Here is a 19,764-nt window from a genome sequence, read left to right as displayed (position 1 = left end):
GGCGGCGCGAAGCGCCGCCACTTTTATTTTGGGTTTTGCTTTGTAACTAATTATGACTAGCTACTTCGCAATGGCTATAACTATCACGAAATATATCCCAACGCTCTATTCCGTCCTTGCTCTTTTGCTTTGTATAAAGCGCGATCGGCTTTAATCAACAAATCCAAGCTAGAACTATCCTCGACCGTCATGTTCGCAACTCCACAGCTTAATGTCACCACATTACTGGTCTTAGAACTTTTGTGAGGAATATTGAGATTACTCACATTTGTAACGATCCTTTCTGCTATAGCTAAAGCTTCTTCATAACTAGTATGGGGAAGGATCACTGCAAATTCTTCGCCTCCATACCGACCAGCCAGTTCACCACTGCGTACAGATTTGTTAATAGCCTGAGCCACCAATTTTAAGCATGTATCTCCTTCCTGATGCCCATAGCTGTCGTTATAAAGCTTAAAGTGGTCAACATCGCAGATCAGTACAGAAAGAGCTTGCTTTGCATGAAAATTTTTCATCAGAAAGCGATCAAAATAACGCCGATTTGCAATCTGTGTTAGTTCATCAATATTTGATGCATAGCGAAACTTTTCACCAAGTTGAATAATGGAGATGACACTACTTATTAAAAATGAACATAGAGTAGGAAATACTGGCAACCAAAAACTAAACAGAAAAGAAACGTAGCTAATTAAGACCAATCCCAAAATTGATATTAAAAGGAAAGTTAGTATACCCGTGATAAATTGAGTTTTCCCAAGATTACCCCCTCTCAAAAATCCTGAAATCCCCTTAACGCCGATAGAAGCCCATACAAGAACCCATATTCCCTCAAGCCACTTTGGATAGGTTTTTAAAAATGGACGGTTATTTATGGCTCCATTAATAATTTGTGATATTAAGTTGGCATGAATATGTACACCTGGAATTTTGTCATAGGGAGAAAAGAAAAAATCACGGAGACTTTCTGCGGTAGAGCCAATTAAAACGATCCGATTTTTAAACAGATCTTTTGGATATTGACCCTCTAGAACATTTGTCATGGAAACTTCCTGAAAACATGTTCTCAGACAGCGATAATTGAGCAAAATTTGGTAGCCGCCATTATCGGCGGATGCATAACCTGCTTGGTAGGAATCTAATGGGGAAAATTTGGCTTTACCCAAAGTAACTGTGCGATCGCTACCTGAAGATAGCTGTGGAAATATATTTTCTGAAGCTAGATACTTCAAGGCGATTTTAAGTGGAAAGCTATAAATGATCTCTTTATTAGGCTTCTCAATAGATAGTAACCCTCTTCTTACTATGCCATCTTGATCCACGGAAACATCAACAAAACCAACTTGATTTTCATAGTTAAGGTAAGTTGGTGCTGGCACACTTGGCTCAACAAATTTTTCAGCAATAATCAAATTAGGGGTGGATTGAAAAACTTGTTTTAATTCGTCATATCCTGACTCTACTGGGAGATCGCGATATACATCTAATCCAATTACTCTTGGATCACCTGCTTTTATTGTAGTAATTAGTTTCGCTACTACATGATCTGCGAATGGCCATTTTCCAACTTTTGCGATATCCCTGTCATCAAAAGTGATCATGACAATGCGAGAATCTGAACCTTCAGATACTCGCAATTGAAAGAGTTTATCTAAGAATCTCAACTCTAGTAATTGAAATGTACCAAACATCTGTACTAAAAGAACTAGAGTAACGATAAAAATTGGAGCCGTAAATATGCTCGATTGGACTTTCTCTACGGCTCGAATCAAGCTCTTATTTAGTCTGCGTAACGGATTCAGATGATTGAACGACATGATCTTTTATCAACTTGTCCCAAGCTTTAGAAAGAGTTTGATTGCTAGGGTTTTGCTTATGCAATCGATTGAGTTCCTTGATCATGTCATACCAAATGCCATTTTCGCCATATATCACAACTCGATCAACTGGTGATGCCGATTTTAGCTTGGTGGTCAGAAATTGCGATATTGGTATGTGTTGAATCCAGCCTGAAATGATGGGGCTATCGGGTTTGAGTGTTTTTCCACAGATAAATGCCATCGTCCATCTATATTTCTTATTTGCGACTAGATCTGGCGAGTCTTTGGGAAAGTTAATAGAGACAAATCCAACCTCTGATGGTAAAGGCAGAAAAGTTTGGTAAACCTCTTGGCTATCTTCACTTTCAAGACTCAAAAATATTTGTTTTGCTGATGTTTTGGCTTTAAATATTGGCAATTCAGGACGACTGGATATGGTTAATCCGAAGTTTGATTGAGGCAATATTGGTAATGTTTTTACTGGTTTACTAGGTATAGTTGAGTCGATCAAACAGCTTTCGTCACGAGTTGCTGCTCCAGTTGTAGTCTTAGGTGCTCCACCACTAGGTGGCTTAAAATTAATTGTTTGCGCCAACATTATCTCAGGCATAAATGCAAATGATAGTAAAGTAGCTGTTGATGTCGAAAGAAAAATCTTGGAGAGCGTAGATAAATTTGAGTACATTTTTATATCCTCAATTGGGAGAAAATATTCATAGTTAATATAGAAATTTTAAATTATTTGAAGGAAAGCCAATGGCATTAATTCCCTTATTATTAGTTTTATCTTCATATGGTTAATTTAGGATTGCTACACCCAATAGCAAAAGATAAAAATCAATAAATATACTGATTTTTATCCTTGTTTTTTTGGTGATTGTAAAAGTAGTGCTGGATACAATAACTGTGATTTATCATAGTCTAGTGATTATGATTTAGCTATACTTAAAAGTTATACAAAAGATATATATACAAAAAATTTCTATGTCTACTAGTTATTTGATACAATTTTCTTCCTAACAATATATTTCTTTTAGATAGTGGTTCTTAGTAAGATAAGTGATTATATAAAAGCCAACTATCTACTAGGATAAGTGCTATTCTAACAATTCTAAATAATTAGGGCTCGTTTACCCGAAAGCATGAATTCTTCCTAATTGTTTTGCATGTCAACTTGTTTAGGATTGCTTCCAAAAACTTAAAAATCTACGAACGAATTAGAACTGCAATATTTATATTAGCAATAGGTTACTATTAAGTATCGGTGCCGAATAAATCAGCACAACCCGTAAAGTTAAGCCTATGCGGGGCGCAGCTTTATGGGTTGTACTTGGTAATTAATTATGCACAGGTATTTATTTTGGCAGTGTATTGCAGCTTAAAGCCAGCTACCCACTAGTACAAAAGCTGCCCAGTAGTATGGATGTCGGTATTGTGAATCTTTAAGTATTGAAAGTTGAGATTTCTGCAATGCTTCCGCTTTGGAAATAGTTGGTTGCTTGATGAGAATGTCATAAAAGTTTGACATCAGCTTACTGGTTGAGTCATCATTCACAGCCCATAGACTGCCAATCGTACTCCGAGCTCCTGAGCGTATTGCGATACCTGCAAGTCCCAAGATAGCTTTCACATCACCTTCGGCAGTTTTACAAGCACTGAGAACAAGTAACTCTAAAGGTTGTTTTCGATTGTCGGTACGATCGCGCAAAAACTTATAGAAATCGGGCACAGTGACGCGCTCGTCCCAAGCCAGAATAAATGTTGATTCTGGATCGGAGCTAAATTGTCCGTGCGTTGCTAAATGGACTATGGCAGTGTTTTCCTCCGTCAGACCTTTTTGAAGATTTAATTTGGTAAAGTCACTGTTGAGCTCTAAATTAGTGGAAATTTGCTTGGCGATTTGGGATGCTTCAAACTTTACGCCCTTTAGCTCTGTAAAACCTTGTCGGGCTTCTGATAGTCCACCTAACCAGACTCTAAGTTGACTGCGATCAAGCGCCTTTGCACCTAATATCTGTAGTCCTGGGGTCAAAGCGACACTATATTTCTCGACCACATATTTTTTGCCATCATGTAGGGCTGCCATGGGCAGATTTCGCAATGAGCCATCTAGAACAAATACCAAATTTTTGATTTGCTTGTCGGTGAGGGCATTTTCTGTCGGACGGATGATCAAGTCGTATAGTTTTTGCGAGATTTTTAAGCGAATACGCTCAGAAAATGCGGGATTAAGAGCTTGAAGAAATTGATCTGCACTTTCTTCTAATTCTGCCTGCGATATATTCGTTGAGTAATATTGCAAAGGGGCTTTGGGCAATGAGAGGATCACTGCTAGGCGATCGCTCAAGATTGCCGAATAGAGCACTGCGGAATTGGAGTCAATCGCATCGATTTGTTGTGGTTGAATATTTAAACAAGCTGCTCGAAAATAATTTTCTAGTTCTACGATTTGCAATGACTCTAGAGTTAGACGTGCTTGGATCAGGTTTTCTTGAGAGGGCTTTTCACTCTTTAATAATAAAGACACGAGTTCGCGATAAATAGGCTCAATGCGATCGCGAAAGGCAAACTGAACTTCGGGTGATGTGGCTGCGATTTCTCGACGCAGACTTTGGATATTCTTTACAGATTGGCGATAGGCGGCGATCGCAAGATCTGATTTGCCTTGTTGATTTAATATCTTTCCTGATAGCCATTGCCAACGATAAAGTAAATCATCAGCATTTGCTGATTGAGCCAGCACAAGCGCACGTTGGGCAAGTTGATATGCCTCGGCAAGTTGTTGATTTTGTTCGTAAAGCCCACCTAGCGCACCAAGTGCAAAGGACTCAGCTCTACGGTCTTGGATTGATTGAGCTTGCCGCAACGCTACAGTTAATAGATCGGAAATCTTCGATGTAGCAATGGGTCGGGCGTTAAGTTCTCTAATCTTCATCAAACTTTCGCTCAGATTGACCATCAAATAAACGCTACGACGACTAGGTTGCAGTTTCGCAAGGTCGGGTTCGATGCTTTGCCATAGTGCTTTAACTTGTTGAGGGCGATCGCTTTCAACAAGTAAACTTAGCTGTAAAGCCTGTGCTTCTAAACGGAGGATGCTGACGGTCGAGAGTTTTGCTGCTTGCTCATATTTTTGCAGGGCGACATCTGTATCTTTGATAAATCTAAAGTTATTGCCTATGCTGATCAGTACGGCACTACTTTCGGCAGGACTGTTGAATTGTTGAGCAATTGCCAAGCTTTGTTCGAGGATCTTCTGGGATTTGGCAAGATCTCCAAGGGTCTGCAAGGTCGTGCCTAAGCTATGTAGAGCCACAGATTTAAGGATTAAGTCGGGTTGCTTTTGGAGGCGCAATTCGATCGCTTCTAATTGTTCGCTTGCTAGACGAAATAAGCCTAATGCTTGTAGTGCTTGGGCTTGATTAGTCTGACTACCTAGTAACCCAATCTCGTCACCCAGTTGATTGTATTTCTCCGCAGCTATTTTCCAACTGTCTAGAGCGGCTTGAGGATTGCCCATCGCAAGTTGAAGGCTGCCTTGTGTATTACTGATTCTTGCCGCGATCGCTTGCCCTTCTTTACTGGTCAACTGTTGATTGATTAAGGCTGTACTCTGGGCAATCGTAGTTTGTGCTTGTTGCCATTCTCCCAATTCTTGATAAGCCATTGAGAGATAATTTAGACATAGAGCCTCATTTAGCTGAGCGCTTAATTTGTTAGATCCAGCGCTTCGATCATTTCGGTAGGTGATTAAGGCTCGTTGCCAAGTTGTCACTGCTTCAGCAAGGTTTCCCTGTTCATAGAGACGGATTCCTTGCTCTAGCAATGGGCGCTGAGCAGACTGGGACAATTGCGATGGTATATTCTGGCTATGCGTAGCGATCACAGGTTGGATTATCGCTATGGAGCAGTAAGTAGCGATCGCCAGCATTAAAAAGAAAACAAGATTTTTTGTACCCAGTATTTTTTTCCAGAACTTTCGAGCAGTAGCGATCGCAAATTTCATGTTTTTTATCCCTATCTATTTGGTTGGATTAGCTGGGCAAATGACTGGGAGTCGCCACGCTGGAACTGAAGGCGATGCTGCATAGGCTAACAGTTTTAATCGTCCATTCTGATCTTTTTCCCATCCTTGGGCTTCTATTTGGGGAAGGGGTTGGATGGCGATTGATGGAGAGGACTGAGTTGTGACCCTATTTGAATCGCTTTGAGTTATCTCGCCTTGAGACGTGACATTGGATTGAGTTGCGGGGATCTCAGACAATCGTAAATCTCGCCAAATGGCTTGACTGGAGATTGTTTGGGTCGCGTCAGATGGAACGCCGCCACGCCCAGTGACGATGAGTTCATTGCCACGAAAGCGATCGCAAGCCGCCACAATTTGTTTATTGCCATCGGTTAAATTATCAGGAAGTTTGACTAAACCTCGGCTAAGGTCAGTATCGGGAGTCCGAATTTCCACAAGTCCATTAAACTGTGAGCCTAAAGCCGAGGTGGCGGTAATGTCGCTGAAGGGAGTCAAGAGATTGCCTGTCTGAAACCCGATCACCCCTTTAGCCGTGATAATCACCCGTCCACCAAAGCTATTGAAGGAATTAGCAGTAATATCGCTGTTTTCCCTCGGAACTGCCACCAGAAAGTCCGTATTAATCGTAATATTGCCACCTGACGCATTTCCTAATGCATTGGTGGAAATACCGCTAGCGTTCCTCAAAACTACCAGCGTGGAATTTAGGTTAATATTGCCACGACTGCCACTCAATGAATCAATACTGATACGTCCGTTATTAAGCAGGATTGATGGCGAATTAATGTTGATGTTACCCACCGAGCCACTACCAGGGAAGGTACTACTATTGCTGCGAAAGTTGCTGGCACTAATAATGCCCCCATCACGAACGATCAATTGATCGCTATTAACGACAATATCGCCTCCATTTCCCGTACCAAAAATGGCGTTGGCAAATAAACCACTGCGACCACGCTCAACCTGTCCAGAAATATCAATTGACTTCGCATTTACCAATAAGTTACCCGCATTGCCACTACCAATCGTCCCAACAGAAACCTGCGCTCCGTTTTTAATCGACAAATTGTCTGATGTAATTGTGAGTATCCCTCCATTGCCAGTTGAGAATATATCCGCTGCGGAGGTAATACCTGTTGGAGCTTTTGGAGTGCCAACAAGGCTAATGTTTTTCGCTGTAATATCTAGATTACCAGCATTGCCAATTCCAAAAGTATTAGTTGTGAGGCTCCCGCCCTCCAAGACTTGCAGGTTATCAGTAGTGATAGTTATGTTTCCACTATTACCCGTCACCGCTGTGTTCAGAACTTGAGAAAATATTCCACTTGCATAAAAATCTGAATTAGATCTCCCCGTTAATAAGATATCACTAGCATTAACTTTTATATTGCCAGCACTTCCAGAACCAAATACCCCAGCAGAAATTTGTGCCCCGCCTGTCACTTCTAATCTTTTTGTGGCGATCGTAATATTACTACCATTTCCCGAAGAAGCTGACGATGTATCTGTAAATATACCGCTAGGGAAAGGAGCGTTAGATTCTCCCCTTGCTGAAAGAAGTTCGGTAGCACGGACAAATATCTCGTTTCCATGTCCAGTTCCCAAGGATGAAGATAGAAGTGCAGAACCATCATTCAGGCTCACTTGTCTGCCTTGTACCTGAATATTGCCTCCACCATTTATTCCACTCGTATCCACTAAAGAAGCTTGCTCTAGTCGAATGTTGCCAAGATTTGGGGCATTATCGTAATTTAATCGCCATCCACCAGCAGTTTGCGCGATCGCCACAAAACCACTCCCCGCGACACTACCAAGTTCGATGCGTCCGCTATCTGCGGTCAATTTTGCACCTTGAAGATTTATATCTTCACCAACAAAAGCCAAAGTACGCCCACTCTGGACACCCAAAGGTGGGTTGCCAGGACGAAAAATCTCTAGAAAATCAGGAGGGCTATAATCTAATCCAACGCCGAGTCCCTGTGAGGCGATCGCGCCATTAGTTGTGCCATTAAACTGCAACCCAACGGGAACACTGACTAACAATAGAGGGGAAGTAGTTTGAGTATTTGCATTGGCGTTAAATTCAGTCCCATCTAAAAAACGAACACTATTGGCGGTAGTGGCTAAAAACGAGCCGCCAATGTTCAAACTAGCATTTTGTCCAAAAAGAATCCCATTAGGGTTAATTAGAAACAAGTTGGCAGTGCCATTGGCGTTAATTGCACCGTCGATACTGGAGATCGTATTTCCCGTTATCCGAACTAGAATGTTTTCGATAGCGGGTAGATTATTGAAAAATGCTGTCTCGCCATTGATTAAGGAAAACTGGCTAAAACTATGAAATAAGTTGGTGTTAGCTGTTGTTCCTCCTGTGATTGTGAAGAATGGACCACCAGTAACAGCAGAATTAATTGGTAGGGTTGTATCAGGAGTAATTTGAGCAAATGTATACTCAGGAACAAAAACAGCAGAAAAATTAGCAAGTGCAACAAATGTAGCGATCGCATTCTTAAGACAATTCTGCCGCAAAATCTTCATATCATTCCAACCTTAATATTACAGAAAATAACCTAACAATTATTCTGAAGCCTAATACCAACTTAATTTAAATTTATTGTGATTAACTAATCCCTTAGTTTTTAATATTATTGCTATATTGTATTGTTGGGCAATTAGTTTTGTGAGCATAGGCAAAGCTTGTATGTGTGGAGGATATCGTAGATGCGATTACATTGGAAACCTATTGTTTTTTGCGGTGCGATCGCGATCTTTGGTTATTTATCAGCAAAAAACCCTATTCTTGCCCAGTCTATTAGACCATCCGATCTAGTTCCACCTAGCCCCATAAGTCCCGAAGTCCCGCCCCAGTTTCTGCCCCCCGTTGATCAACTACTAAAGCCAACTAGTCCCCAAATTCAGCCCAATTTGGAAATACCCGATGCCAACAATACTTTTATTGTGCAGGAATTCCAAATTATTGGTAGTACTGTGTTCTCGGCAGAGGAGTTAACTGCTGCTGTCAAACCCTTTACCAATCGCCCCATTAATTTCACTGAATTATTGCAAGCAAGGGCGGCGATCGCTGATTTATATATCCGCAATGGGTACATCACATCAGGTGCTTTTATCCCTCCCCAAGAAACAAATAACGGCAAAGTCACTATTCAAGTAGTTGAAGGAAAGCTTGAAGAAATTCAGATCACGGGGACTACTCGCCTTGATCCTAGTTATATTCGCTCTAGGCTAGAAGTAGCGACGGTCGCACCTTTAAACCGCGATCGCTTGCTCAATGCTTTGCAATTATTACAGCTCGATCCTTTATTCACGTTTGTTTCTTCAGAACTCAAAACTGGCTCACAACTAGGAACAAGTATCTTGGCGGTTAAGGTTGATGAGGCAAATTCCTTTAATGTCAGGGCAAGCCTTGATAATTATGCGTCTCCTAGTGTTGGGCAGTTATCGCGACAGGTTGAAATAAGCGATCGCAACTTACTGGGCTTAGGCGATCGGATTGCTGCAACTTATGGAAATACAGATGGTCGTAATCTCTATAATCTCAACTACACATTGCCAGTCAATCCCCATCATGGGACGCTAAGTTTTGTTTTTAGCAATACCAACAGCAATGTTATCGATCCCGACTTCAAGATTCTGGATATTTATTCCAACTCCACTACCTACGAGCTAACCTTTCGCCAACCACTGATCAAAACACCCGCCCAAGAATTTGCACTGGGCTTGACAGCATCTCATAGTGAGAGCTTCACAACTTTGCTCAAATTAGCAATTCCGCTCTCGGAAGGCTCGGATGATTTTGGTCGAACTAAGCTCTCGACTTTGCGATTTTTTCAAGACTTTACTCAGCGCAGTAGTGAGGATGTACTTGCATTGCGATCGCAGATTAGTCTGGGGCTAGGTGGGGTTCTAAATTCTACGGTTAATCTCAAATCACCAGATAGCAGTTTTGTCGCTTGGCGTGGGCAGTTGCAATACATTCGGGCTTTAGCCACAGACACATTGCTGATTGTGAGTGGCGGACTCCAGTTTGCCGATCGTCCTCTGCCAGCCGCAGAAAAATTTAGTCTAGGAGGTTCTCAAAATGGTCGAGGTTATCGCCAAGATGTTCTAGTTGGTGATAGTGGAATGAATGTTTCCTTAGAAGCAAGATTTCCGATTGCCCGTGTTCCAGAAATACAAGGACTGTTGCAACTTGTCCCTTTTATTGATTTAGGAAGTGTGTGGAATAGTGAAGGCTCTGCTTCTACTGGCAATAACTGGATACTAGGAACAGGATTAGGGCTGCGTTGGCAGATGGGCGATCGGATTACAGCTAAATTAGATTACGGTTTACCCCTGATTTCCATAAGGAATAATCGTCAGGACAATAGCATCTATTTTTCACTGTCATACAAACTATTTTAGTTTCAGTTCAGGGTGTTTGATTACAGAGTTTATAGCTCAAAAAATCTTTTGTGGTTCGTCTTGAGTTATGAACTCTGTAAATCAATATGAGTTTGAAGCAATTTACCACCATCCACACAACCATTCAAGTCCAGGAGGACATCCCCTGCCGGAGTATTCCTCTGAGTCTTCGCCATCTTCCTCACCTTTTTCAGCGATCTTCAGTGGGGGATGCTCTGAGATTTGAATAGACTGTAATTCTATGTTCGTAGTAATATTTTTAGGCTGAGAAATTGCTAAAGCAGCAGTGCTGAAAGCGATTAGAGTAGATGCAGCGATCACGGAAATACAAAAGATAGAAGAAGCTTTCATGGTTGACCCCTAGAATTTTGAGATTTGATTTCAATAAATTTAATTTAGAATCAATTTAATAATTATTTTGATTCCCCCATCCCCTACACATAAACCAAGATATCTAGAAAACCCTGTCTCAATCCCCATTTTTTGAATGGATATAGAAGCCAGTAGGATTCAGAAATTCATCATAGTGCTTAACTACAAAATTACTATATTCCATTGAAAGAGTTAATGTCTATACCAAAAAGTTATAAGAAAGTTATTAAATACCTGATGTTACGTGGAACGATTTGGCTAGATGTACGAATCTATAGGTATGTAGAATTCAAAAACCATTCTTTCAGGCTGATTTGGAATTAGAGAGAATGTTAGAACCATCCACACAAAGGATTCAACGTGGGACAACTTCTTCCACCTTTCGCAGCGGATTTAGCAATCTTTTGTGTAGAATGATCTGATATTTGAGGAGTCTGTGATAGATTTGCGGAAATGTTATTAGGCTGAGCAGATGCCAACGTAGCAGTGCTTAAAGTGATTAGACTAGATGCAGCGATCGCGGAAATACAAAAGATAGAAGAAGCTTTCATGGTTGACCCCTAGAATTTTGAGATTTGATTTCAATAAATTTAATTTAGAATCAATTTAATAATTATTTTGATTCCCCCATCCCCTACACATAAACCAAGATATCTAGAAAACCCTGTCTCAATCCCCATTTTTTGAATGGATATAGAAGCCAGTAGGATTCAGAAATTCATCATAGTGCTTAACTACAAAATTACTATATTCCATTGAAAGAGTTAATGTCTATACCAAAAAGTTATAAGAAAGTTATTAAATACCTGATGTTACGTGGAACGATTTGGCTAGATCTAGGAATCTATAGGGTTACAGCCAATCAACACTTTAAAGTCCGCGATTTTTTGTCTCTGTATGGTCGAGATTGCGTAAGGTCTTCAAGATTCCACGTAACATCAGTAAATACGATGGCATGATATCTCAATCAAATATATAGCAATTTTGAGTTTGCCTTAGGCAAACTCAAAACTCAAAACCTTTGCTGCGATTCCCTTTGAATTTGAGAATGAGTAAGTACCCATTTTCAAAATGTTATACGAAACAATTGCAATTGCTTAAAACAATTTCGAGGAATCTGCGATTTGTCTGTCGATGTTACTGCTAGTTCCTAAGCTCTTAATTCATACATTGCCTTGTAATTACTCATTGTTTTTTCAGCATAAGCAATCAAATATCTTGACTCATTAATTAATTCTTGAGTAGAGGACATTGGTCTGCGGTTATTCATTAGTTCTTCAGCATGAGCAATCAAAGATTTTGATTCATTCATTAATGCTTGATGAGAAGATTGTATCGGCATTTGATCTGTTTTATGATGTGGATAAGAGAATGCCGAACTGATATCACGATCTGCAACATAGTTAGAATAGTCATGTGTATCAATATTAACGTTTGAATTAGGTTTATTGCAGTAATTCATAATATCCATCCATTTTCTGTAATATTGTTAAGGGATTAGCCGAGCAAAAAATATACGAAGATCAATCTAACGTTCAGTTCCTCAAGATGTCTGACTTAATTACTAGACAGCGAACAACTAAATCATGATCGATCCAAAAACGAAAAATAAAATTGGTCTCTCCCCATAAATCTCTTCCCCTCTTCCCACTGAAATAATCTTTTGTAAATTTAATAATTAGCGGTGTGAGAATTTGCTGTACAACACTAATTATCAAGTGACAAGGGAATAAAGAAGGTTACACATAAAAAACTAACAAGAATTAACTAAGCTAGTATCTTGATAAATGATACTTAACGCTTATTGCTATTGTCACTATCAGAAAGTTATACAAAAGTTATAACTTTTATCTCTTTTTGTATTCTGTTAAGGATTGTTTGTAAGAACTGCGCTCAAACCCCAAAAAATTTGTGGTTTGAGCGCATATTAGGACATAAAACCCAAATAAATGAAGGCGGAGCGAAGCGCCGCCTTCATTTATTTGGGTTTTGATTTGTCCTAGCTCTTGATCAAAATTGTACAAGTTAAGACATTTATTGGTAATCTTGCGTTAACTTAAGGCAACATAAGTTCGGCAAAATTTCCAGCAATATCGATCACGAAGTCGCGTTACCTATCATTTTTTATGGATGCTTTCAATCCAATACCTCCAGAGTGGGTCGAAAAGGCTACACATGCCAATGGTTTTTGTTGTCCTAAATGTGGGCAGCCACCTAGTAAAGCTGAAGCTGTGTGGGTTAACCTCCGATCGCCTGTTTATACCGAAAATCATCAACGCAAGTGGCAAGAGTTTTATCACTGTGAATGCCAAGCAGTATGGTGGGCTTGGAGCAACGATCGCCCACCATCAGAATTTAGCGATCGCGCTATTCGGAACACCTACGGCGATGATTTAATCTGAGCAAATGAAATCGCAAGTTGTTTTAGTTTTATCTTTGTTTTTTGTTGCGGGAGCCTATGCCAGTTTTTTGCCAGACTGGACAGGTTTTTATGTGGTTTTGGGCACTGGTTTTGGCTTGTCGTTAGTGGTTCCTGCCATTTGGCGCTTAGGTCCTAAACGTTGGGTTTATCTGTTAGCAACATTAATTGCTGTTTTTGCCTGCTTTTATGTCAAAATTCGCACGCCCCAGCCTCAAGCTGAAGATATTTCTAAATATGCACCCTTATCCAATGCGATCGTGCGGGGACAGGTAATCGAAGCTCCTAGCTTGACTCGCAGCGAGCGGGCAAAGTTTTTGCTAGAGGTGAAGGAGATCAATACCTCTGGAAAATTAAATATTAAAGATATTACTCAAACTCCTACGGCGAATCCTAGTAGTAGCAGTACCGAAGCTAAGCCCGATGAAGCTAATAAATTTGTAGCGGCTTCAGGCAAATTATATGTAACCGTGCCATTAATTGAGGTGACAGGTTTGCGCTCAGGGCAATCAGTAGAGCTTTCAGGAAGATTGTATTTGCCAAATCGAGCCGATAATTTTGGAGCCTTTGATTTCAAATCCTATTTAGCGCGTCAGGGGGTGTTTGCGGGCATGAGTGGGCGATCGCTAATTCAACAAGGTGATGCTCCTAGCTTTGGTGAATGGTGGTTTGTTAGTCGGATTGTCCGAGCCCATGTGATGGGTGCTGGTGTGCCAGAGGGTTCATTGCTTAGCTCGTTGGTACTGGGGAGTCGGGCGGTAGATTTGCCGAGCGATCTAAAGGATGCTTTTATTCAGGCGGGATTGGCGGCGGTACTAGCAGCTTCAGGCTTTCAAGTGACATTGGTATTAGGTGCAGCGATCGCCTTAACTCGCAATAAATCGCTGAAGCTGCAATTTGTGATTGGAAGCCTTTGTTTGGGAGGATATTTGCTGCTGACAGGGGCTAGTCCATCAATTTTACGAGCCGTGGTCATGGGCTTCGGCAGTTTGATCGGTTTAGTGGTGCAACGCCGTAGTCGTCCTGTGATTGGATTAATCGTTACCGCAGTCTTGTTATTGCTTTATCAACCTCTCTGGATTTGGGATTTAGGATTTCAGTTCAGTTTTCTTGCCACATTTGGACTACTCACCACCTCACGATCGATTTCTGAACGTTTAGAATGGCTGCCACCTGCGATCGCCGAATTACTATCTGTACCGATCGCTGCCTATATCTGGACTTTGCCTTTACAACTATTGGTATTTGGCAAACTTTCTCCCTATAGCTTGGTTGCTAATGTTTTTACTACGCCATTAGTATCCATATCAACCTATGGCGGCATTATTAGCGGACTCTTAGGAATTATCTTTGTGCCAATCGGATCTGCGATCGCTTGGCTACTTTATCCCTTGCTGCATTGGACGATTGACCTCGCGCAATTGGTTAATACTTTGCCAAATGCTAGTACTAGTGTCGGAGCAATTAATCTCTGGCAAATGTTAGTTGCCTATGGTTTATTTATGGCGATTTGGTTATTGCCTTGGTTTGGCAAAATGCAACGTTGGACGATCGCTTTTGTTTTAGCTTGTGTAGTGCTATTTGTCCCTAATGCGATCGCCCAAGCAAATGTCTTTCAAGTGACATTGCCAGCATTTAACGATGTACCGATCATGTTGATCAAAAATCAAAATCAAACGGTGCTAATCAATAGCGGCGATCAGCAATTTGCCAGTTTTACATTGCAGCCTTTTTTACAAAAGCTCGGTGTTAATCGCATTGACTGGGCAATATCCACCGATACGCAGCCCGATGTCAGCGAAGGATGGAATACTTTGATATCTAGCTCAGTAGCGATCGCTCAGTTTCGTGATATCAGTCTCGGTGTCACGCCAAAACCTTATCAAAATCTCCAACAATCGCTAGCCAATGCAAAAACTCCATTAGCATCTCTAAAAGCTGGTGAAACTTTGACGATTAATAATCAAGTGGAGATTCAACTACTCAATCAATCCCCTGATGTTCTCAAAATCAAAACTGGCGAACTAACTTGGTTATTACTTCCTAATGCCGATCCCAAATCTCAACAAGCGATCGCTACTAAAAAAGATCTACTTCCCAAACTATCTGCGAATATTCTCTGGTGGACAGGTGGGCAAATAGATACAGGGATTTTGCAAGCGATCTCTCCTAAAATTGCGATCGCTTCCGCAACTAGTGTCGTAGAAGCTATGGTCAATCAACTTTATGAAGCAAAAATCAGAGTGTTTTATACAGGACGCGACGGTGCGATCCAATGGAATCCTGACAAAGATTTTCATACCCTACGCGATCAACAAGACACGCGATCTCCAATCTAATTAAAAAGAAAACATCTCGCTACGCGAGGTGTTTTCTTTTTAACTCACTGAAATTAATCATAAAATTCTTGAATAACTTTTTTGATCTCTGTAGAAGTTACATTGTCTTCTTCAGACTTTGAGTAAATCAAAATACATAAAATATTCGTAGAAGACTTAACATAATAAATTACCCTATAACCACCACTTTTCCCCTTTTGAATATCACTATTTTTTACGCGAACTTTAAATACTGTATAACTAGTTTTTTGAACTTGATCGCCAATTAATTTACCATTTTTAAGTTGTTCAAAAATTGGCTGAAGGTCTAATTTAATTTGTCGATATAGCTTTGCTAGGTCACGAACTTGGCGTTTAAAAACATCTGTGAATTGAATTACGATCAAGGATTCATCGTTAGACATCGATTCCATCCCAAAGTAGGGAAATATCATGAACTCGCCCCTCTTTAGCATCTTGTAAAGATTGGCGAAGATCCTCTAAAATTTTTTCTTGGGGTTCATCATAAAATTCTACCGATGCAAAATTACCTGCTTTTATTTCTACTTGAGAATGTTTAGCTCTGACAAACAAAAGAAAATCCAGAACCTCACTTAAAAGATAATCTGATGTCTGTTCAATTTCTTGTATTAAAGATTGTCTTACATTGCTTTGAATAGAAGTCTCTGTATCTAGCATGACTTTACCTGTTTGAGATACCTAGCCCATCATAACAATAGTCTTATATCAATTCACAAAAGTGCGATGACACTTTTGTGAATTAAAAACCAAACCCAGTAAGGGTTTTAAAAACACAAAATGGCGTAGCCATTTTGTGTTTTGGTATTACTGAGCTAATCGCTTAGGCTTGTTGATAAATAATGTAGCGTAATATAAAACTTAGAGCCGTTAAATCCCAATATGAATAAGCGATCGCTAATTTTTCCAATTATTTTTGCTAGCCTTGCACTCACAACTTTACCTGCGTCGGCTCAATATTCAGGTTTAGGTAAAGATAGCCTCGATCCTGAGATTCTCAAACGCTATGCTCCGACGGCGTTACCGCCAACGGTGACGAGCCCAATTGAATCAATTTTGGATGTGCGATCACCAGGGATGGGCATGGTCACACCCGATGGAAAGCGGATGTTCTTTACATGGGGAATTACGGGAACAGTGCAAGTATGGCGACTGGATGGAGCGCAAAAATTTCCTGTACAAGTCACAGGCGGACAGGATGCCACCACCATTTCAGGGATGACTCCAGATGGTAAATATTTAATACTGTCACGCGATCGCCAAGGCGAAGAAAATCCGGGGCTATATTTGCAATCGACTCAGGGCGGAGAATTAGAGTCAATCCAGCACTTAAAAGGCGTTCGTACCTCACTGCAATATGTGGGAAATGACTCACGCATTATTTATTTCAGTGCCAATGACATCAAGCCAGACTCGGTTGTCATCTATCGATACGATCTCCAGACCAAAAAGAAGGTACAAATTTCTGGTGGTGATGGGATTTGGTGGATTGCTGATGTGTTTGTAAATCCGAAAACAGGCGATCGCGAAAAATTTCTCTTTGCCAAGGCAACAGGTAGCCAATCACAAGAATATTACGAATACGATGTCAAAACTAGACAAACTACTCCTCTGATTGGTCAGAATGAGCAGCAAGAGTATGGCATTAGCTACGGTGTAAATGCTGATGATTATCTCGTATTAACCCCAAAATTCAGCGAATTTCGCCGCCTTTATCGTTACAAAGACAAAAAATTCACACCGATTACACCAGAGCTAAAAGCAGATGTATCTGGCTTTGATATTGACGATCGGCGCCAGCGTATTCTGTACTCGATTAATGATGGTGGTTACACAAAGCTTAAGGCGATCGCGGCTAATACCTTCGAGGAAATTAAGTTACCCGATTTTACAAGCGCCGATCATGTCTACACAGGCTCCACTACTCGCAATGGGCGCTTTACCACTATAGGGTTTGAAACCGCCAAAGCCCCACGTCTCAGCTATGTTTACGATTGGCAAACTCAGAAACTAACCCAATGGGTGCTGCCAAGCACTCCTGAAATCGACACCAGCAAATTTGCGGCAGCTAAGCTCGAAAACTACACAACGCGAGATGGCACATCGATTCCCATTTTTGTGTATAGTTCGCCTCAATGTGAAAATACTGCCCAAAATCCACTTGAAAAGCCATGTCCAGTCATCGTACATTTTCATGGGGGGCCAGAAGGACAAAGTAACCCAGGATTCAATCGTTATGCACAATTATTTGTGAATTCAGGATTTGTATTTGTGGAGCCAAATGTGCGGGGTAGTGATGGCTATGGCAAAACTTGGCTCAATGCTGACAATGGACGCGATCGCCTCAAAGTCATCACTGACATCGAAGATGCATCAATCTACATTCGCAAGAACTGGCAAATTAACGGTATCACGCCCAAAATCGGTATCGTCGGCGGTAGCTATGGCGGCTATTCTGCACTGATAGGAATGTCTAAGTTTGCAGGCAGTTATGATGCAGGTGTCTCCATAGTAGGGATTAGCAATCTAGTTACTTTTTTAAATAACACTGCACCATATCGCCGCATCCTTCGCATCAGTGAATATGGCGATCCTGTCAAAGATCGGGAAGCTCTGATTGAGTTATCACCTGTGACCTATAGCGATCGCATCAAATCTCCCTTGCTCATCATCCAAGGCGCAAACGATCCGCGTGTTCCCGTCGGTGAAGCAATCCAAATTCAAAAAATTCTAGAACAGAAAAAAATCCCGTCCCAACTAGTAATTTTCCCCGATGAAGGTCACGGCTCCAGCAAGCGCAGTAACCAAGTCCTAGAAATTGGCTATGCGATCGACTTCTTCAAAAAACATTTGCAGTAAAGTCCATAAAAAAAGAGAGTTCCCAATAGGAACTCTCTTTTTTGAGGACAAAATTAAGCGCTAACTTTGCCGTAAAATACGCCGCGAATGATTACTTCCTTGGGTTCAACACCACCAAGGTCGTTGTCAGAGGTTTGCTCAGTCTCAAAAGTACCAGCGATTTCGCCAGTATCAGCATTGAGCTTAGCGATTTGTAAGGACATAGTACCTTTGGAGGTGGAGTCATCCTTTACGCTACGGTTATCAAAAGAGTTCCGCTTACCAGGTAATCCCTCAGCAGAGTCATAACCGATCGCTAGACCACGACCCTTAGGATCGATAAAGCTAGCACCACGATAGGTGGGAACATCGGTAACGCCAACGAAATCTACCGACGTGGTGATGCCATTTACACCAGGAGCAGTTTTGGCTTTGAAACCTTTAATGGTGAACAAAATTGCTACCAGTTCACCACCAGGCATTTTGACGGTGATCGGTTGATAATCTAGACCATCAGTTTCAACTATGCTGAGGCTACCATCGCTGTTACCAGTTACAGTTGCCTTTACAAAGTCAAGACTAGAAGTTGAGCGAGTCATCAACTTGCTAGCAACAAACTCAGATTTTTTACGCTTGTTGCTGGACTCTTCTTTGACAAAGAATGAAGTTGGCTCTAGGCAAAGTTCTGTAATTTCCACAGATTGCCCTGCACCAACAGGAATAAAGTTACGACCACCGCGAGAGGAACCCAAAATATCAGAACATTTGTTCGCCAAGCCAGTATTTACAATTTGATCGTAGGTCAAGCCTGGTTCAACAGCAGCGATCGCATTAGTAGCAAACAGACCGCCTGCTATTAACATACATAAACTGATACACAATGTAAAAATTGCTTTCGTAAAACTACGAAATTTCATAAATAACCTCTTTTAAATTTAACGGGATTAAACGGGTAGTATTTTAGAGTTAGGACGGATCGCGCAAAGCACAGCCTATGATAACTCTGTTAAAAAATACGATCTAGTTTGGGATTTTAAATTGAGATCGTTAAGGAGTTGGTGTTGCTTTAGACTAGCCATAGAGGTTAGCTAACTAAAGACTTAATTTATAAAATTCCAATCACCATATTATCGCGCACGAGGGTACTTAGCTTGGCACAAACTGAAATCCAATCACAGAACCAATCACAACAGGGGCAAACTGCTAATTTATCTGAGCTTGAAGAGATCAGCGATCGCCTATGGCAAATTGCTCAAGATCGGCAGAGCGATGCAACTAGTCTTCTGCAAATTTTGCGAGTCATAGAAGTAATCCATAAGCGCATTCGCGATGATTTGTTTCAACCTGCTTTACCAACTAGTCGTCATGAACTATTTAATCTGTTACGCGATATTGAGACAAATGGTGGCTGGCCGCATATTTATCGCATGAAAATTAATGAAATTTGCCGATATTTAGAACAACCCGAAGAATTAGAAGAATAAACTCAGGGTAAGGAGCCAATTTTGGGTA

General features: G+C 40.9%; 15 protein-coding genes. 5 read left to right on the top strand and 10 right to left on the bottom strand.

The genetic code is table 11. The features are described 5' to 3' along the window. Positions 1-83: 83 nt before the first annotated feature. From APA_RS01365 to APA_RS01350, 4 genes are all read right to left on the bottom strand, one after another. Positions 84-1,814 (bottom strand): CHASE2 domain-containing protein, encoded by a 1,731-nt coding sequence (locus APA_RS01365; protein ID WP_201320533.1) that lies wholly within the window; start codon positions 1,812-1,814, stop codon positions 84-86. Continuing rightward, entirely contained in the window at positions 1,774-2,502 is a 729-nt protein-coding gene (locus APA_RS01360) for a DUF928 domain-containing protein (RefSeq protein WP_201320532.1), read from the bottom strand. The genes APA_RS01365 and APA_RS01360 overlap by 41 nt, the downstream gene beginning before the upstream one ends. Before the next feature lie 693 nt (positions 2,503-3,195). Next, on the bottom strand, positions 3,196-5,823 hold the full coding sequence (locus tag APA_RS01355; protein ID WP_201320531.1) for a CHAT domain-containing protein: 2,628 nt from the start codon (positions 5,821-5,823) through the stop codon (positions 3,196-3,198). A 15-nt stretch (positions 5,824-5,838) separates the two neighbouring features. After that, entirely contained in the window at positions 5,839-8,382 is a 2,544-nt protein-coding gene (locus tag APA_RS01350; RefSeq protein WP_201320530.1) for a filamentous hemagglutinin N-terminal domain-containing protein, read from the bottom strand. 183 nt (positions 8,383-8,565) lie between these two features. Here APA_RS01350 and APA_RS01345 point away from each other — a divergent pair, with 183 nt between their 5' ends. Beyond that, positions 8,566-10,266, top strand: a complete 1,701-nt coding sequence (locus tag APA_RS01345) for a ShlB/FhaC/HecB family hemolysin secretion/activation protein (protein WP_201320529.1) — start codon at positions 8,566-8,568, stop codon at positions 10,264-10,266. Between the two features lie 102 nt (positions 10,267-10,368). On the opposite strand, the gene APA_RS01340 is transcribed toward APA_RS01345, so the two are convergent. The 3 genes from APA_RS01340 to APA_RS01330 all read right to left on the bottom strand — a co-directional run bounded on the left by APA_RS01340 (position 10,369) and on the right by APA_RS01330 (position 12,100). Next, positions 10,369-10,617, bottom strand: a complete 249-nt coding sequence (locus tag APA_RS01340) for a hypothetical protein (RefSeq protein ID WP_201320528.1) — start codon at positions 10,615-10,617, stop codon at positions 10,369-10,371. Positions 10,618-10,970: 353 nt separating this feature from the next. After that, positions 10,971-11,189, bottom strand: coding sequence for a hypothetical protein (locus tag APA_RS01335; RefSeq protein WP_201320527.1), 219 nt, complete (start codon positions 11,187-11,189; stop codon positions 10,971-10,973). A gap of 599 nt (positions 11,190-11,788) precedes the next feature. Further along, on the bottom strand, positions 11,789-12,100 hold the full coding sequence (locus APA_RS01330) for a hypothetical protein (protein WP_201320526.1): 312 nt from the start codon (positions 12,098-12,100) through the stop codon (positions 11,789-11,791). Between the two features lie 664 nt (positions 12,101-12,764). Between APA_RS01330 and APA_RS01325 the strand changes: the two genes are divergently transcribed. Both APA_RS01325 and APA_RS01320 read left to right on the top strand, forming a co-directional pair. Beyond that, a complete protein-coding gene (locus APA_RS01325; protein WP_201320525.1) occupies positions 12,765-13,040 on the top strand; it encodes a hypothetical protein in 276 nt (91 codons plus the stop codon). A gap of 4 nt (positions 13,041-13,044) precedes the next feature. Beyond that, positions 13,045-15,396 (top strand): ComEC/Rec2 family competence protein, encoded by a 2,352-nt coding sequence (locus APA_RS01320; RefSeq protein WP_201320524.1) that lies wholly within the window; start codon positions 13,045-13,047, stop codon positions 15,394-15,396. 53 nt (positions 15,397-15,449) lie between these two features. Here APA_RS01320 and APA_RS01315 read toward each other — a convergent pair whose 3' ends face one another. After that, entirely contained in the window at positions 15,450-15,800 is a 351-nt protein-coding gene (locus tag APA_RS01315; protein WP_236579359.1) for a type II toxin-antitoxin system RelE/ParE family toxin, read from the bottom strand. Then, entirely contained in the window at positions 15,793-16,074 is a 282-nt protein-coding gene (locus APA_RS01310) for a hypothetical protein (RefSeq protein ID WP_201320523.1), read from the bottom strand. The genes APA_RS01315 and APA_RS01310 overlap by 8 nt, the downstream gene beginning before the upstream one ends. Before the next feature lie 222 nt (positions 16,075-16,296). Here APA_RS01310 and APA_RS01305 point away from each other — a divergent pair, with 222 nt between their 5' ends. Continuing rightward, positions 16,297-18,273 carry a prolyl oligopeptidase family serine peptidase gene (locus APA_RS01305; RefSeq protein WP_201320522.1) on the top strand — a complete coding sequence of 659 codons (1,977 nt, stop codon included), beginning with the start codon at positions 16,297-16,299 and terminating at the stop codon, positions 18,271-18,273. 53 nt (positions 18,274-18,326) lie between these two features. Here APA_RS01305 and psbO read toward each other — a convergent pair whose 3' ends face one another. Further along, entirely contained in the window at positions 18,327-19,169 is an 843-nt protein-coding gene (gene psbO, locus APA_RS01300) for a photosystem II manganese-stabilizing polypeptide (RefSeq protein WP_201320521.1), read from the bottom strand. A gap of 234 nt (positions 19,170-19,403) precedes the next feature. On the opposite strand from psbO, the gene APA_RS01295 reads away from it, so the two are divergent. Further along, positions 19,404-19,736, top strand: a complete 333-nt coding sequence (locus APA_RS01295) for a hypothetical protein (RefSeq protein WP_201320520.1) — start codon at positions 19,404-19,406, stop codon at positions 19,734-19,736. Positions 19,737-19,764 lie beyond the last annotated feature (28 nt).

The organism is Pseudanabaena sp. lw0831 (assembly GCF_016584665.1).
Taxonomy (GTDB): domain Bacteria; phylum Cyanobacteriota; class Cyanobacteriia; order Pseudanabaenales; family Pseudanabaenaceae; genus Pseudanabaena.
This window is presented reverse-complemented; position numbering and strand designations above follow the sequence as displayed.

Coding starts and splice junctions, on each gene's coding strand:
- APA_RS01365 (WP_201320533.1), bottom strand. CDS start 1,814: ATGTCGTTCAATCATCTGAATCCGTTACGCAGACTAAATAAGAGCTTG.
- APA_RS01360 (WP_201320532.1), bottom strand. CDS start 2,502: ATGTACTCAAATTTATCTACGCTCTCCAAGATTTTTCTTTCGACATCA.
- APA_RS01355 (WP_201320531.1), bottom strand. CDS start 5,823: ATGAAATTTGCGATCGCTACTGCTCGAAAGTTCTGGAAAAAAATACTG.
- APA_RS01350 (WP_201320530.1), bottom strand. CDS start 8,382: ATGAAGATTTTGCGGCAGAATTGTCTTAAGAATGCGATCGCTACATTT.
- APA_RS01345 (WP_201320529.1), top strand. CDS start 8,566: ATGCGATTACATTGGAAACCTATTGTTTTTTGCGGTGCGATCGCGATC.
- APA_RS01340 (WP_201320528.1), bottom strand. CDS start 10,617: ATGAAAGCTTCTTCTATCTTTTGTATTTCCGTGATCGCTGCATCTACT.
- APA_RS01335 (WP_201320527.1), bottom strand. CDS start 11,189: ATGAAAGCTTCTTCTATCTTTTGTATTTCCGCGATCGCTGCATCTAGT.
- APA_RS01330 (WP_201320526.1), bottom strand. CDS start 12,100: ATGAATTACTGCAATAAACCTAATTCAAACGTTAATATTGATACACAT.
- APA_RS01325 (WP_201320525.1), top strand. CDS start 12,765: ATGGATGCTTTCAATCCAATACCTCCAGAGTGGGTCGAAAAGGCTACA.
- APA_RS01320 (WP_201320524.1), top strand. CDS start 13,045: ATGAAATCGCAAGTTGTTTTAGTTTTATCTTTGTTTTTTGTTGCGGGA.
- APA_RS01315 (WP_236579359.1), bottom strand. CDS start 15,800: ATGTCTAACGATGAATCCTTGATCGTAATTCAATTCACAGATGTTTTT.
- APA_RS01310 (WP_201320523.1), bottom strand. CDS start 16,074: ATGCTAGATACAGAGACTTCTATTCAAAGCAATGTAAGACAATCTTTA.
- APA_RS01305 (WP_201320522.1), top strand. CDS start 16,297: ATGAATAAGCGATCGCTAATTTTTCCAATTATTTTTGCTAGCCTTGCA.
- psbO (WP_201320521.1), bottom strand. CDS start 19,169: ATGAAATTTCGTAGTTTTACGAAAGCAATTTTTACATTGTGTATCAGT.